Origin of the sequence: Acinetobacter shaoyimingii (genome assembly GCF_011578045.1) — a bacterium.
In the GTDB taxonomy this organism is placed as follows: Bacteria; Pseudomonadota; Gammaproteobacteria; order Pseudomonadales; family Moraxellaceae; genus Acinetobacter; species Acinetobacter shaoyimingii.
The window spans coordinates 3,305,936-3,320,518 of the sequence record NZ_CP049801.1 but is presented as its reverse complement, the minus strand read 5'-3'; the positions used below and the strand labels follow the sequence as shown (position 1 = coordinate 3,320,518).

Here is a 14,583-nt window from a genome sequence, read left to right as displayed (position 1 = left end):
TAATGCAATTTTACTTTAACATCCAACGATCGATATAAGGTCGAGCAATACCAACAATACCTGTGAAGGTCAGCATTGTCCCTGTATGGCGACCCACAGCTTGTATCGGAAACGAATATTTGCTACTCAGATACACATCAATCAAGCTATAAATGGCAACTAAAAGCAACCAAACTTTTAAATTCTGTCGTTTGATACCGACTGCAATAAATGCTACAACAAGAACAACAAAAGTACCTAAGGTGGACTGCCAATTTAAGTTTGCACAAATGACACTCAGTAAAAAAGCAGTGATTGGGAGAACAAAATACAAAACACGATCCACGCGTTTTTGATGCTCGGTTTGCTGATTTAAGACATCAAACAGCTCTTTTTGGTCGGGATTTACCATTTCAGCTCCAATGATTTTAGCAAAACGCAATAATTAAACAAAAATTATCTCACAAACACCGTGTTATGATAGAACTTAAAACAATTTATTGGATAGAAAATTCATGCATGGGATTGATGGCATCATATATTTAATTTTAATTGCCTGTTTAATGCCTTATTTTTTTACCATTGTTGCGAAAATGGCAGCAGGTTTCAAAGCCCAAGATAACCAGAATCCAAGAGAATTTCTGGCAAAAACAACAGGTCTGGCAGCACGTGCCAATGCAGCACAGCAAAACAGTTTTGAAAGTTTACCGCTTTTCATTTCCGCAATTTTGATGGCGGAATATATGGTGGTTCCACAGTTCTTTATTATGCTTTTGGGCACTGCATATTTAGTTTTACGTGTATTGTATGGCATTTGTTATATGGCTAACTGGGCAACATTAAGATCAATTATTTGGTTTTTATCAATGGCTTGCCCCATTGCATTACTCTTGATTGTGATTAAATTGGTTTCTTAAAAAAACTGATCAATAGCCATACCCAAAAAGCCGATCAAAATTGTATAATCGATGAATGATTGCGTGTTAAAGCGTTATAATCGACACTATTTACTGAATACTTCACTGTCAAAGAGTTTCTTATGAGCTACAGTAACATCCCTGCGGGTAAAGACGCACCAAACGATATCTACGTTATTATTGAAATCCCTGCAAATGCAGCGCCAATTAAATACGAAATCGATAAAGATTCTGATGCGTTATTTGTAGACCGTTTCATGGGTACTGCAATGTTCTACCCAGCAAACTATGGTTATGTTCCAAATACATTGTCACTTGATGGCGATCCATTAGATGTATTAGTGGTTACCCCATATCCAGTTGAACCAGGTTCAGTGATTCGTTGCCGTCCAGTTGGTAAATTGAACATGGAAGATGACGGTGGTGTTGATGCGAAATTGATCGCTGTTCCACATGAAAAATTGACACCTTTGTATAAAAATGTTCAAGAATATACTGATCTTCCAGAATTATTGATCAAACAAGTTGAACACTTCTTTGCTCACTATAAAGATTTAGAAGCTGGAAAATGGGTGAAATTAAGTGGTTGGGAAGGTGCTGATGTTGCAAAACAAGAAGTATTGAGCTCAATCGAAGCGTACAAAGCTGCAAACAAATAATCCTCAGTGAATTTGATCTTGTTTGATGAAAACAGGGTCATAAAAAACCGGCATTTTAGATGCCGGTTTTTTTATTCAGTTCTATGTTTTAATTAAATTAAAACAATTTCACAGGAATATCTAAGAAGATACGCCATTCATTGACGTTCCCCATATATACAGGGGTGTACGCTGCATTTGCACGTAACATTGAATTACGTAAACGTAAACTTGCGCCTTTAGCAAAACCATCTTGAACGGTGTATTTGACTTGGTTAAAGAATTCATGTTCTTTCCCTTCTTTATCCGAGTTTAGGACATCGATATCCCAACCATAAACAAAGGCAGATGTCCAAGTTAAACCAGGTAAACTCCAATTTTTGAAGTTGTAGTTATAACGAAGCTGTAAAGATTTTTCATGGTTTCCGACAAAGTCAGATAAATATGAGTTCGACACATAAATACTTTGATAACCATCGGCATTACCTCCATAGTCATAACCTACGTTACCAGTATTCTGTTGGTAACCCAGTAAAACACTGTGAGGTCCTTTTTTATAGTCTGCTGAAAGGCTCCAGATACTATTGGACTTTTCTACACCTGCAAATCCTGCATTTGCATTGCCTGAAATGTTATATCCAGGTTGAACATAACCGGTTGCTGAGTAAGTTGAGGCATTTTTACTAAATTTGGTGTAGTAACCACTGAAATCATAATTAATAGAGCTATCATCAGCTAAAGGTTGCGTATAGTTCAAATTAATATAATGACGGTCAATCAAGTCTTGTTCATCAAGACCATAATAAGAACCATTCATACGATCATTAAACTTATAAACCGCACCCCAAATGACAGCACGATCTAAATGATTACCATCTGATGACAAACGATCTGAATATTGGTCTTTAGTAAATTTACCAGCCACCAATTCAAGATCTTTAATCTCATGACTTTTCACTAAGAAACCTGTGAAATATTCTGGAACAATACGTGCGGTATTACTTGCTAGTACAGGAATATCAAGGACGTGAGTACCATAAGTCACTGTTGTATTTGAGAAACGAGCTTTTACGACACCGCCTCCACGCATCCAATGGTCATATGCTGAGCCATCATCACGTTTCACCAGCATACCATTACCATTATGTGCGTTTTCACCTAATTTAAAGCCAGCATCACCAATAATATCAAGACCAAAACCGATGGTACCTTTGGTAAAACCCGATTTGAGTTCAACAATAGCAGCTTGACCTGCTGAGCTTAAATCAGCACTTGGATCTCGATCACGAGTGACATAACCCGTGCGGAATAGAACTGATCCCTCGGCATCCTCAATAAAACCTTTTGATTCACTTTGCTCACTTGCATTTGTTGTAGTTAAAAAAGTGGCTTGAATGATTAACGCTAAAATTAATTTTTGTGTTATCTGCATTGGGGGGCTCGCCTCATACAAAAGGAAAAAATAAAAATAAAAATGTCTGTGGGGGTGTGGATTGTATAAGTATTCTACAAAAAAGTATCACAATTTTATATTTTTTAAACTAAAGTTCAAATTCAATTTTTTGGTAAATATAATACATTGATATTAAATGAAAATATTTTATGTGGCGATTTTTTAATCTTTAAATGAGAATGCATTATCGGTTTAATTATCAATTGTAGATCAATATGTTTAAAAAAATAGCAAAAAACCAAGCAATAAAATCATTTAAAGTGATTTTTTATTTATAAGTTATTCATATAATAAATGAAAAATTAATGAAATAGTGATGTATTACTGAAACCTGAATTCAAAAAATATTTAGAAAAACTAAGCACTTAACAAATAATATCTATTCTTATGTTGAATTAGTTGAAAAATAAACAAAATAATTGCAATCGTTTTAGATGTGCTCTTAAAATCCGCACTTAATTTTTCATCCTTATATTATTTTTTCTGTCTGAAGAGAATTCAATGCAACCATCCTTACCTAAAATCACCCTTACTGGATTATTAACTTTAACTTCGGTCACTACATTTGCAGAAGTAGAACCGAAGAGCAAATCAAAGGGTGAATTAACAGGTAATGTTGCACTGTTAAATAAGTATATTTACCGTGGTAGCGAAGAAAATGATGATGTCAGCCTGCAAATTGGCTTTGAATATGCACATCAGAGTGGATTATTTATAGGTTATTGGGGCTCAAACTTAAACTATAACCCTGCAATTTCAGATAAAAGCTCGGGTATTGAAAACGATTTATATATGGGTTACCAAAAAGAAGTGACTGAAGACTTAAGTTTCCGTTCTCAGTTAACTGTCTATGTGTATTCCAATGCAGGCAATGTCTATGAAGATCGAGATAAACGCAGCACCAATGGTTATGAACTGATTAATACTATGACGTATAAAGAGTTGACCTTGGGGGCAAGTGTCATGCTTGCTGATGCATCTTATGCAAATGCAGGAGATGTATATGTCAGTGCTGCACATAGTTATGCCTTACCTTATGATTTTAGTCTCAATAGCTCAGTTGGCTTTTCTTTTAACAATGACCGACGTGATGATGCTGTTTTAACCACATCTAAAACGACAACGTTTACAGAAGCTCGTTTAGGGGTGAGTAAAGATTTTGCTGAGACAGGTTTACAATTTACGCTAGATTATATTTGGGGTGGAAAAACCAGAACGGGTGATAACTTCGATAATTATACGGTCTTTGGGATGAATTACAGTTTCTAAGCGAACTGTATAGAAACGTAAAAGTTTTGAGTCTATTTTGAATAAAAAGCACGCACCTATTTAGATCAACAAACAGACATATGTTTAAAAAATAGACTCAAAATAGCGCATTTTGTAAGCAAAATTGTATTTTGAAAATAGATAAGCGTGTCACGTTTTATCGATCTATAAATCTTTATAGTGTGCGTTCTTGTATGGTTTTTTAATCTTAAAAAATATAATTTAATTTATAAATATCAATTATTTATAATGTAAAAATAAAATTCAAAAAAAATAATTTTTATTCTTGGCATAGCAATTGCAAAACCTCTATCGAGTTTATCAAATTAACCATAAAAACGTCGAACACAAGGTGGGGGAATTACATGATCAAATCTACATTAAAAGCACTTTCGCTAGCAGTCATTGCTTCTGCATCAACCGCTACTTTTGCGGCTGAAGAAGCAACACCTACACACAGCTTTTCTGGGAATATTAGCGTACTTTCTAGTTATATTTTACGTGGTAATACAACAAGTCCTGAAAATACTGACGCAACTCTTCAAGGTGGTTTAGATTATAGCCATGCGTCTGGCTTATATGCAGGTTGGTGGACTTCTACACTGGGTACAGATGTTTATGGTACTAGTAACCCGATGGAAAACAATTTCTATGCAGGTTATAACGGAAAAATTAGTGATGATTTAGGTTATACCATTGGTGGTACGTACTATTACTACTATGATGTCGGTACAAGTGATAATAATGGCCTTGAACTGCTATTGGGCTTAAACTATAAAGATGTAGCTGTAACCGCTCAAACTTTGTTAAAAGATACACTTTGGGGAAATAGTGGCGATACATATTTAAAAGCAAGTTATAGCTATCCATTGCCAAAAGATTTCAGTTTAGATACAGCGCTTGGTCTGTACTATTATAAAGAAAATGGCAAATTTAATACTTCAACAGAGACTTTTGGTTTCCGTCACTTTGATATTGGTTTGAGTAAACCATTAGGTGATACAGGCATAACAGCAAACATGAATTATATTATTGGTGGTTATGATCGTTTTGACAATAAACACAAGAACAAAGTTGTGTTTGGTGTAGGTTATAGCTTCTAATCAGATCAAATCAAAAAGCGACTCTATTGAGTCGCTTTTTCAATTATTACTTTCATTGATTTTGTGATCGATAAGATAATGCTTCTGAAACATGGTGTGTTTGAATCTGATTCTGCACATCTAAATCCGCAATCGTCCGAGCAACTCGCATAATTCGGTGATAAGCACGCGCAGATAAATTTAGTCTTTGTTGAGCAACAGCCATAATCTTTTGCGAAGCATCATCCAAACCTGCATATTGTTCTAATTGTTTTGGCGATAAAGCATGATTTAAAAAACCTTGTCTTTGCATTTGAAGATCATATGCTTTGATGACTCGTTCACGCACTGTCGCAGAGTTTTCAACAGGTGTTGTGTCTTGTAAATCTTGCGGTTTTAACGGAGGAACATCAATATGCAAATCTATACGATCCATGAGTGGACCTGAAATTCGATTTTGATAGCGTTTAATCGCATCTGCTGAACATTGACAACGACTGTCTTGATTAAATGCATAACCACATGGGCAAGGATTCATTGCTGCAACAAATTGAAAATTGGCAGGGAAGGTAATTTGCCTCGAAGCACGAGAAATCACAATCTCTTTTGATTCAAGCGGCTGTCTCAGGACTTCTAAGACTTTACGATCGAACTCAGGCAATTCATCTAAAAATAAAACGCCTAAATGGGCTAAAGTAATTTCACCTGGTTTAGGATTTGAGCCACTGTCGTTTACAGCAATAGAATAGAGTGGCATTATAGATAATCAATAGGTTGTCACTCTAATTCCACACAATTAAATTAGATTATTTACATAAATAGATAAGAGTGACTTAAGAAATTACATTAATAGGCACGAGTGCCTGAATGGTGAATTTTTATGAAAAAATTGAGTGACGAATACTTACCTGTTAGAAAAGCTCAAACTGTTTATGGGAGTATTTCTGGAAATTATGCCTTTAGAGGTGAAAAAACTATTTGGTTTGAATCCACACTCGAGAGAGATTTCATACTTAAGCAAGAATTTAATAACAATGTGATTGATGTTATAGGTCAACCTGTAGTTATCCCCTACATCACTGAATTGGGTAATCAATCAACCTACACCCCTGACTTTTTAGTGCAGTTTTCAAGCTCGAATTGTGAAGATTTTGAGGATTTTCCAGTACCAATGCTCATCGAAATTAAGCCTAAGAAAAAGCTTGTTGAGGACTGGGATAAGTTAAAACCAAAATTTAGAGCAGCTCATCGTTTTGCTGCTGATAAAGGATGGAAGTTCAAAATTATCAGTGAAACAAGATTATATGATCAGTATTGGGAAAATATTAATTTCTTAAAAAAATTTAGACGCTCTCATATCGATGCTGTTGATCAACAATTATTACTCGATACTCTGCAAAAATTAGGTCAATCAACAATTAATCAATTACCTGCCCATATTTTTAAAGATAAAACCAATGTTTTAAAAGGGATTCACCAAGTTTGGGCACTAGTAGCAAAGAGAATCGTTACTTGTGATTTGTATTGCCCTTTAACGGCTGAAACAGTGATATGGGTGAACCAAAATTGATGCATGTGCGAGGAGTATCTAAATGATTGAATCTAATGCTGTCAGTATCGATCGTAGTCGTATCATTCTAAAACCCAATGTTGTTGTCAGTTATGAGGGGCATCCCTATAAAATTGTGAATGTTCTGAATGCCAATGACATTATCATATCTAGTCTGGATTCCGTTCGTAGCTTACAGGTTAATGCTAAAAGTTTGACCGTTTTTGATGGGGAGAATACGCAAACTGAGAATCTGAATAAGGGTGATCAGGATATAAGTAATGAAGCTTGGCAGATTGCCTTACAGCGTTATGAAATTATTCAACCACTGATTGAGTATTCAACGACTGAACTGGTCGAAAACAGGGCGAGTGAATATGAAGTGAATCGTTCAACATTGTGGAAATGGCTTAAAGATTATCGAGAAAATAACTCTCTAATGGCGTTGATTCCCAAAAAACGAGGTTGGACAACTGAGAAATCAAGATTATCACCTCAAGTGAGCAATATCATTAAACAAGCCATCAATGATGAATATTTGAATGCGAAGAAACCAAGTATTTCCAAAACGATTGAAATCGTAAAAGCAGAGTGTTCTCGGCTTCAGCTTGAAGCACCGCATGAAAACTCTATTCGTAGAAGAATCGAGGCTTTAAATGATTACCAAGTAACAAAAGCACGTCTTGGATCAAAAGCTGCAATAGATAAATTTAAAGCTGCTGCGGGTTCATTTCCAAATGCTGATTATCCTTTGGCGTATGTGCAGATTGATCATACTCCTCTAGATATTGAAATCGTGGATGATGAGTTTAGAGAAGCGATTGGAAAACCTCACTTAACCTTGGCAATCGATGTTTTCAGTCGGATGATCGTAGGGTATTACTTATCACTAGAAGCACCAAGTACGACCTCAGTGGCGATGTGTATAGCATCTTGTATTTTGTCAAAAAAGCGCAAATTGATCGAACTGGATATTGATGCTGAATGGCAGGTCGAAGGGATCATGGACTCGGTGCATACAGATAATGGACCCGACTTTAGAACCAATCACATCAGTAAAGCTTGTCTAAAATATGGGATTCATTGGGAATATAGACCAATTGGTGGGGCGAGATTTGGCGGCCATATTGAACGTATGCTTGGTATTGTCAATCTTGAAATGCATGTACTGGATGGTACAACTTTTTCAAATGTGCAGCAGCGAGGAACTTATGATTCCGCTAAACAAGCCTGTATGACATTAAAGGAACTTGAATATTATATCGTTTATTGGATTACTAAAGTTTATCATCAAAAGAAGCATTCAGCTTTAGGAACATCACCTAGTGTTAAATGGGAAGAAGGTGTTTGGGGAACGAAGACGACAGCAGGAACGGGTTTGAAAGAACGTGTATCAGATGAAGATACCTTGTTTATTGATTTTCTACCTGAATTTGAAGCGACCATTCAGCGTACAGGGGTGCAAAAAGATAACTTATTCTATTTTGCAGACTGTTTAAGGCAATGGGTTAATTCTATTGATCCAGACGACAATAATCGAAAGCGCAAAAGAAAATTCTTGTTTAAGCGTGATCCAAGGGATATTTCACAGATTTGGTTTTATGAGCCATTTTCTAATACCTATTTTAAAGTACCTACTGCAAAGCGAGAGATACCACCGATTAGCTTATTTGAATATAAGCAGGTTCAGAACTATCTCAAAAGTGAGCGTCAGGATGTTCAGAATCAAGATGAGATTTACAAGGCGATTTTACATCTACGTGAACAGCTTAATCAGGCTCGAAGCTTGACTCGAAAGCAACGTCGCTCAAACCAAAGAAAAAAGGAAAATGAAAAAGCCATCACTCAGCTTTCCGAACAGAATCAGTCTAAAAAGGCTGTAGTTTCTGAAAGCATTCAGACAAGTGATGATTTGTGGAGTACCCCTTTAACTGCATTTGATGATTTAAGGTGATGCAATGGAAAAATATGAACATCTTGCAGAGCATGTACTTGAAATCATGCAATTAAGCGATAGTGAACGAATTGAGACATTATTTACTGATCGATGGATTGGCTATAAGAAAGCTATTACCATCATGAATACATTGACTGATATTCTGAATCGCCCTAGGAAACTAAGACCAGAATGTTTGTTGATTGTTGGCGACTCCAACATGGGCAAAACAACCATCATTCATGAGTTTGCTAGACAGTATTATACAAAAACCGTAAGTGATGCCGACATGGATTTGTTGTCCGTGACCAAGCCTGTTTTGCCGATACTTGCTCCAGCAAAAGCCAATGTTAAAGAACTCTATATTAATATTTTAAATCACTTCTTTGTGCCATTTCGGGCAAGTGATCCTGAAGCCAAATTACGAAATCAAGCAGTACACTTGATGCGTAAGTATGAAACAAAAATGTTGATTATCGATGAAATTCATAATTGTCTGACAGGTTCAGCCAAATTGCTTCCCGAAGTCATGAATACGCTCAAGAATCTCAGCAATGAATTGAGTCTGAATATCGTAGGTGTCGGTACTCGTGAAGCAATCACCATACTGCATACTGATCCGCAATATGCCAGTCGTTTTGATGTGGTGAATTTACCAAAATGGGAACTCAATCAAGATTTTTTAAGATTATTAGTGAGCTATGTTCGACTATTGCCGTTAAAAAAACAGTCTAACCTTGCATCCAAAGAGATTGCTACGTTGATTTTTGAAGTGTCAGGTGGAAATTTGGGGGATTTAAATCGATTACTGGTGGAGTGTGCTAAAGAAGCCATTTTACAAGGTGATGAAGAAATTACCTATGACATTGTACATAAGTTTAAATGGCTTAAACCTACGGAGGGTTTAAGAAATATTAGAAATATAAATCTCAGCCTGAGTTAATTTTGCTAAATCATTATAGGGAGGTAGAGATGAGTCAACCTGAACAATGTTGGTATATCAGAACTCCCATTCAGCAAGGGGAAATATTTTCATCGTGGTTGATTCGTTCCGCCTTAGATGTAGGTTGCTCACCTATGGTTCTCATTGAGGCTTTATGGGGGAAATGGAGAGCTTTAACGATTGATTTAGACAAAGGAGTAGATGCAGAAAGGTTCGATGCTCTGTTATCTCATAGTATGGAGTCAAAACAGAATATACAGCAATCGATGTTGAGTAGCGTCGTTTCTAAGATACAGCCAAATTATGATCCAAATCAAAATATCCCTTGGGTTTTATCCTTGGGCACACGAAACCGCTCAAATACATCAGGTCGGCAAGTGTGTGTTGAATGCTTGAAAAGTCGTGAAAATCCGCCTTATTTGCGTTTAATGTGGCGTATGGGGTGGCATTGTAGTTGTGTTGAGCATCAGGTAAGTTTAATTGACCATTGCCCTGAATGTGGTGTGACGATCCAACCATTTAAAGCCGATATGGAACATGGTTGTTTAGCGATCTGTACGACATGTGGTTTTGATTTAAGGCATTGTGAGGAAAGCAAAAACATCAATTTAAATGCTTTAAACTTCCAAAATAAAGCAGAGCAAGTCTTAAAACAAAAATTTGGTTTTTATAATCAATCCCCAGTGACTTCTCAAGTATGGTTTGAAATTGCTCGTGCATGGCTTAGTGAGATCAGATTTTTGATCAATACGCCCAATAAAAATGTGATTCAATTATTTGAAAGTTTTGACGTAAATTTACATCTTCCAAATCCAATAACTCCTTTGGCATTTGAATATCTGAATACTCAGGAGCGAATAGTTTTGCTTTCAATATTGGATCAGATTATGGATATTCCATGTAATTTACTAATACAGCGTTCAAAGGAATACGGAATTAGTCATGCAAACTTTTGGGATAAGCGTAAGAAACTTCCTGTTCAGCTCCAACAGATGAAAGATTTAATGATTAAGCCTACAAGACATTATCCTGTCTCTCGTGCAGCAATAACTGTTACTAAGCCAAAATCTAAAGCAAGTGTACAACGTCAATGGTTAAATTTATTAAGAAGAAGCAATAATAGTGGAGCGAGGCATATTGACTGAAAATGTTATTGAACATGACTGTCATGGATGCAATCAGTCTGTTTCTTTCATAAAAAAACGATATAAAGGCAAGAAATATTGTTCGACTTGTTATGCCCGTATCTTTAAAAAACGATTATGCCCAAGTTGTGGTGACTTTGCCCGACTCCCTAGAGATGATGAACAAGCCATTTGTAATGAATGTATTAAGAAACAACCCTGTATTCGATGTAATCAGACAAATAAACCAATAGGTAAGCTGACCGAATATGGTGTGGTGTGTAATAGTTGTTCCGTGTATTTTAGACCCATTGAGCCTTGTGAACGATGTGGTACGCCATCACAAAAATTGACCCGAATTTCACGATTTAATGATGATCTACGGGTATGCCCAAAATGTGCGACACGAGATTATGAGACATGTCCATCGTGCCAGAAACATCGCTTATTGAAGTCTGATGCATCAGGACAAAGAACGTGTAAAAAATGTAGAGATAAGCCTCAGAAATCCTGTAAAGCATGTCATTGTATGATTGCAGCAGGTTGTGCTGATTTATGCGATGATTGTTATTGGCATCAAAATTTATGGAATAAATTTGATCAAAATCAGAAAGTATTTGAGTCTAGCTACTTAAAGCATCAGTATGAAAACTATACAGGCTGGTTAGAAAAGAAAGTGGGATCACATAAAGCCGCATTATATATAAATAAACATACCCATTTCTTTATGAAAACCGAAATAGATTGGAATCAATCTGTGCCTACAACAAAGCGGTTATTAGCAAGGTTACGAAGTAGTGGGCTTAGAAAATTTGAATTGGTGATGCAATGGCTTGAAGAGGTGCATGACATTCGAATAGATATGGATAACAGAAAAAGTTGTTCAGAACGAGATCAGATGGAAAAACTTGTGCAACGTATTTTTCAACCATCTTTGGCTTATGATGTTGTACTGGAATACAAGAATAAATTAGAAGAAAAAATCAAACGAGGTGAAACTTCAATACGCTCAGCGAGGTTGGCTGTAAAGCCTGCTGTGGCGTTGATGTTGTCAATGGAGGGAGAAAGTAATCAGTTACCAAATTTGGAGCATGTCAAAGCGTATTTGGCTGATTATTCGGGTCAAGCTGCTGCACTCACTGGATTCATTAACTTTTTAAATGAAAATTACGGTACTTCCATTGATTATTTAAAATTGAAAAAATCCGATTTTTTAAAGACTAAACAAAAGAAAAAACTAGAAATGGAACTTGTTGCACTTACCCAAACTGATTTAAGTGACAGTGAACTTATTCTAAGTTGGGTCAGAAATGGACTTAGATATTTTCACCAACTTCATTACATTGATGCCTTAAAGATTAAAACAGAAATGATTACAGAAATAGTAGATGGTTATGATGTAAGATTTAATGGGCATTCATATTGGTTACCAAAACCCATAGAGTATCAAAAAAAATAACTAGCCATTTGTTTTATCAGTAAAATTTTTAGCAAATATCCTTCTTAAACTTAGTAGGGGGAGAGTATGAATAGCACTTTAAAAATACTTTAATAACCCTGTTTAACTTATAAATTAACCAAATAAGCAGCTATTTGATCTACCGTTGATCTTGCTGTTCTAGAAACCCCAATGAGTGTTGCGGATGCCATGCCTGTCCATTCCCCATAGCCAACCAACCAAAGGTTATTTACTTTTACTGAGCGCCCATCATTAACAGCAACTTTCTGATCAGGTTCTACCACATCAAGACTTCTTAAGTGATTCAATGAAGCTTTGAACCCTGTACACCAAATCACAGCATCTACAGCTTGTGTTGAACCATCAGCCCACACAACTGAATGCTCTTCAAATGCAGTAAAAGATTCTCGGCTATGTAATACGCCACGTTCGCGGGCCTCTTTGACACTGTCTATCATGACAATATCACCCAGCCCACCAACGGGTTGGTCAATCACACGACCTTCCTGTTGGGCTTTTAAACGTTCAGTTGCCCTAAGAAATAAAACACGCCCATCAACATCATCCGATAAAAATTGAGGGGGTGTTACTGTGACCCAAGTGGTATCAGCAACTTTTGAGACTTCAGCAAGAATTTGTGCGCCTGAGTTACCACCACCAACAACGATCACTTGTTTATTGATAAAAGGCTCTGGATTTACATAATGTGCTGAATGTGTTTGTAATCCTTCAAATCGTTCATGTCCTTCATAATACGGAATATAAGGCTGACTCCATGTCCCTGTAGCACTGACCACCGCTTTAGCTCGCCAATATTGATCGCCAGCATACACATCTAAATAACCATCATTTTGTTCGATATGATCGACATGTACAGGGCGAATAATTGGAAATTGATAGCGTTGCTCATATGCAGATAAGTATTCGATCACTTCATTTCGCGTTGGGTAGGTTTGTTCTGTCGTTGGCATCATCCAACCCGACAACGAACTCCAAGTATTTGGAGAAAAAAGACGAATAGATTCCCAAGCATGTGACCATGCACCGCCCGCCTGAATTTGATCATCTAAAATAATAAATGGAATTTTCTTACGTTTGAGGAAATAAGCTGTAGCAAGGGCTGCCTGACCACCACCAATAATAACTACATCCACTTCAGCTTGTAATTGAGTCAAAGCTTCTCTCCAATTCTTTATTGTCATAATCAAAAATACACCCAAACTGCTCAACAGACTGGGCGTATTTTATACAATTTTCAAGCGTTTAAATGAGCCTTTAAATTGCTCAATTGATCAAGATACTTTTCAGCATCCAAAGCTGCCATACAGCCTGAGCCTGCCGAAGTAATTGCTTGGCGATAAATGCTGTCAGCAACGTCACCCGCAGCAAATACCCCTGCCACAGAAGTTGCTGTTGCATTACCTGAAGTACCACTTTGTACTTGAATGTAGCCATCACGTAGGTTGAGTTGACCGTCAAACATACCTGTATTCGGTTTGTGACCAATAGCAACAAATAAGCCCTGAACTTCAACATCTTGTATACTTTCGTCCAAAGTTGACTTCAAGCGAACTGAAGTAACACCAGTATTATCACCTAAGACTTCATCAACTTGATTATTCCAAAGAATACTAATTTTGCCTTCTTTTTCTTTGGCAAAAAGATGATCTTGTAGAATTTTCTCTGAACGTAAACTGTCTCTACGGTGAACTAAGGTGACATGTTCAGCAATATTAGAAAGATAAAGGGCTTCTTCAACTGCTGTGTTACCACCACCCACGACCATAACTTTTTGGTTCTTATAAAAGAAACCATCACAAGTTGCACATGCGCTGACACCTTGACCCATGAATTTAGCTTCAGATTCAAGACCCAAGTATTGTGCTGTCGCACCTGTTGCAATAATTAGTGCATCACAAGTGAATTCTTCCATGTCGCCTTTTAGTACAAATGGACGGACATTTAAATCAACTTCATTGATGTGGTCATACACAATCTCTGTGCCAAAGCGTTCAGCATGGACTTGCATCCGCTCCATAAGTACAGGACCAGTTAAACCTTCTGAGTCACCCGGCCAGTTATCTACCTCAGTGGTCGTTGTTAATTGACCACCAAGTTGTATACCCGCAATTAATGTGGGTTTTAAGTTTGCGCGTGCTGCATATACAGCAGCACTATAACCCGCAGGTCCTGAACCTAAGATCACTAATTTAGAATGTCTCTTTTGCATTTCT

The 14,583-nt window shown here is 36.8% G+C and carries 13 protein-coding genes and 1 pseudogene; 9 read left to right on the top strand and 5 right to left on the bottom strand.

The window, feature by feature from the left end; all coding sequences use genetic code 11:
- Window positions 1-10: 10 nt before the first annotated feature.
- Window positions 11-391 carry a hypothetical protein gene (locus G8E00_RS15125; protein ID WP_166012600.1) on the bottom strand — a complete coding sequence of 127 codons (381 nt, stop codon included), beginning with the start codon at window positions 389-391 and terminating at the stop codon, window positions 11-13.
- A 103-nt stretch (window positions 392-494) separates the two neighbouring features.
- On the opposite strand from G8E00_RS15125, the gene G8E00_RS15120 reads away from it, so the two are divergent.
- Both G8E00_RS15120 and ppa read left to right on the top strand, forming a co-directional pair.
- On the top strand, window positions 495-896 hold the full coding sequence (locus G8E00_RS15120) for an MAPEG family protein (protein WP_166225947.1): 402 nt from the start codon (window positions 495-497) through the stop codon (window positions 894-896).
- Window positions 897-1,018: 122 nt separating this feature from the next.
- The gene (gene ppa, locus G8E00_RS15115; RefSeq protein WP_166012598.1) at window positions 1,019-1,555 is read left to right on the top strand and encodes an inorganic diphosphatase; all 537 of its coding nucleotides are present in this window, start codon (window positions 1,019-1,021) and stop codon (window positions 1,553-1,555) included.
- Between the two features lie 97 nt (window positions 1,556-1,652).
- Here ppa and G8E00_RS15110 read toward each other — a convergent pair whose 3' ends face one another.
- Window positions 1,653-2,966 carry an OprD family outer membrane porin gene (locus G8E00_RS15110; RefSeq protein ID WP_166225944.1) on the bottom strand — a complete coding sequence of 438 codons (1,314 nt, stop codon included), beginning with the start codon at window positions 2,964-2,966 and terminating at the stop codon, window positions 1,653-1,655.
- Window positions 2,967-3,488: 522 nt separating this feature from the next.
- On the opposite strand from G8E00_RS15110, the gene G8E00_RS15105 reads away from it, so the two are divergent.
- Window positions 3,489-4,256, top strand: coding sequence for a TorF family putative porin (locus tag G8E00_RS15105; RefSeq protein WP_166225941.1), 768 nt, complete (start codon window positions 3,489-3,491; stop codon window positions 4,254-4,256).
- Between the two features lie 368 nt (window positions 4,257-4,624).
- Window positions 4,625-5,359: a TorF family putative porin gene (locus G8E00_RS15100; RefSeq protein WP_166226586.1), complete on the top strand. Its 735-nt coding sequence runs from the start codon at window positions 4,625-4,627 to the stop codon at window positions 5,357-5,359.
- Between the two features lie 52 nt (window positions 5,360-5,411).
- On the opposite strand, the pseudogene G8E00_RS15095 reads toward G8E00_RS15100, so the two are convergent.
- Window positions 5,412-6,062: pseudogene (locus G8E00_RS15095) on the bottom strand (ATP-binding protein); the annotation flags it as partial.
- A gap of 156 nt (window positions 6,063-6,218) precedes the next feature.
- Here G8E00_RS15095 and G8E00_RS15090 point away from each other — a divergent pair.
- From G8E00_RS15090 to G8E00_RS15070, 5 genes are read left to right on the top strand one after another with little or no spacing between them, the layout of a single operon-like run.
- Window positions 6,219-6,908: a TnsA endonuclease N-terminal domain-containing protein gene (locus G8E00_RS15090; RefSeq protein ID WP_166225935.1), complete on the top strand. Its 690-nt coding sequence runs from the start codon at window positions 6,219-6,221 to the stop codon at window positions 6,906-6,908.
- A 22-nt stretch (window positions 6,909-6,930) separates the two neighbouring features.
- Window positions 6,931-8,841 (top strand): Mu transposase C-terminal domain-containing protein, encoded by a 1,911-nt coding sequence (locus G8E00_RS15085; protein ID WP_166225932.1) that lies wholly within the window; start codon window positions 6,931-6,933, stop codon window positions 8,839-8,841.
- Between the two features lie 4 nt (window positions 8,842-8,845).
- Window positions 8,846-9,766: a TniB family NTP-binding protein gene (locus tag G8E00_RS15080; RefSeq protein ID WP_000417085.1), complete on the top strand. Its 921-nt coding sequence runs from the start codon at window positions 8,846-8,848 to the stop codon at window positions 9,764-9,766.
- 29 nt (window positions 9,767-9,795) lie between these two features.
- A complete protein-coding gene (locus tag G8E00_RS15075; RefSeq protein ID WP_166225929.1) occupies window positions 9,796-10,911 on the top strand; it encodes a TniQ family protein in 1,116 nt (371 codons plus the stop codon).
- On the top strand, window positions 10,904-12,349 hold the full coding sequence (locus tag G8E00_RS15070; protein ID WP_166225926.1) for a transposase: 1,446 nt from the start codon (window positions 10,904-10,906) through the stop codon (window positions 12,347-12,349). The genes G8E00_RS15075 and G8E00_RS15070 overlap by 8 nt, the downstream gene beginning before the upstream one ends.
- Before the next feature lie 107 nt (window positions 12,350-12,456).
- On the opposite strand, the gene G8E00_RS15065 is transcribed toward G8E00_RS15070, so the two are convergent.
- Together G8E00_RS15065 and trxB are read right to left on the bottom strand one after the other, a co-directional pair.
- Complete coding sequence (locus G8E00_RS15065; protein ID WP_166225923.1) at window positions 12,457-13,524, bottom strand: ArsO family NAD(P)H-dependent flavin-containing monooxygenase; 1,068 nt, start codon at window positions 13,522-13,524, stop codon at window positions 12,457-12,459.
- 80 nt (window positions 13,525-13,604) lie between these two features.
- On the bottom strand, window positions 13,605-14,579 hold the full coding sequence (gene trxB / locus G8E00_RS15060) for a thioredoxin-disulfide reductase (protein ID WP_166225920.1): 975 nt from the start codon (window positions 14,577-14,579) through the stop codon (window positions 13,605-13,607).
- Window positions 14,580-14,583: the final 4 nt, after the last annotated feature.

What these genes read in the sequence shown, in the direction of transcription:
- G8E00_RS15125 (WP_166012600.1), bottom strand. Translation starts at nt 391, where the DNA reads ATGGTAAATCCCGACCAAAAAGAGCTGTTTGATGTCTTAAATCAGCAA.
- G8E00_RS15120 (WP_166225947.1), top strand. Translation starts at nt 495, where the DNA reads ATGCATGGGATTGATGGCATCATATATTTAATTTTAATTGCCTGTTTA.
- ppa (WP_166012598.1), top strand. Translation starts at nt 1,019, where the DNA reads ATGAGCTACAGTAACATCCCTGCGGGTAAAGACGCACCAAACGATATC.
- G8E00_RS15110 (WP_166225944.1), bottom strand. Translation starts at nt 2,966, where the DNA reads ATGCAGATAACACAAAAATTAATTTTAGCGTTAATCATTCAAGCCACT.
- G8E00_RS15105 (WP_166225941.1), top strand. Translation starts at nt 3,489, where the DNA reads ATGCAACCATCCTTACCTAAAATCACCCTTACTGGATTATTAACTTTA.
- G8E00_RS15090 (WP_166225935.1), top strand. Translation starts at nt 6,219, where the DNA reads ATGAAAAAATTGAGTGACGAATACTTACCTGTTAGAAAAGCTCAAACT.
- G8E00_RS15085 (WP_166225932.1), top strand. Translation starts at nt 6,931, where the DNA reads ATGATTGAATCTAATGCTGTCAGTATCGATCGTAGTCGTATCATTCTA.
- G8E00_RS15080 (WP_000417085.1), top strand. Translation starts at nt 8,846, where the DNA reads ATGGAAAAATATGAACATCTTGCAGAGCATGTACTTGAAATCATGCAA.
- G8E00_RS15075 (WP_166225929.1), top strand. Translation starts at nt 9,796, where the DNA reads ATGAGTCAACCTGAACAATGTTGGTATATCAGAACTCCCATTCAGCAA.
- trxB (WP_166225920.1), bottom strand. Translation starts at nt 14,579, where the DNA reads ATGCAAAAGAGACATTCTAAATTAGTGATCTTAGGTTCAGGACCTGCG.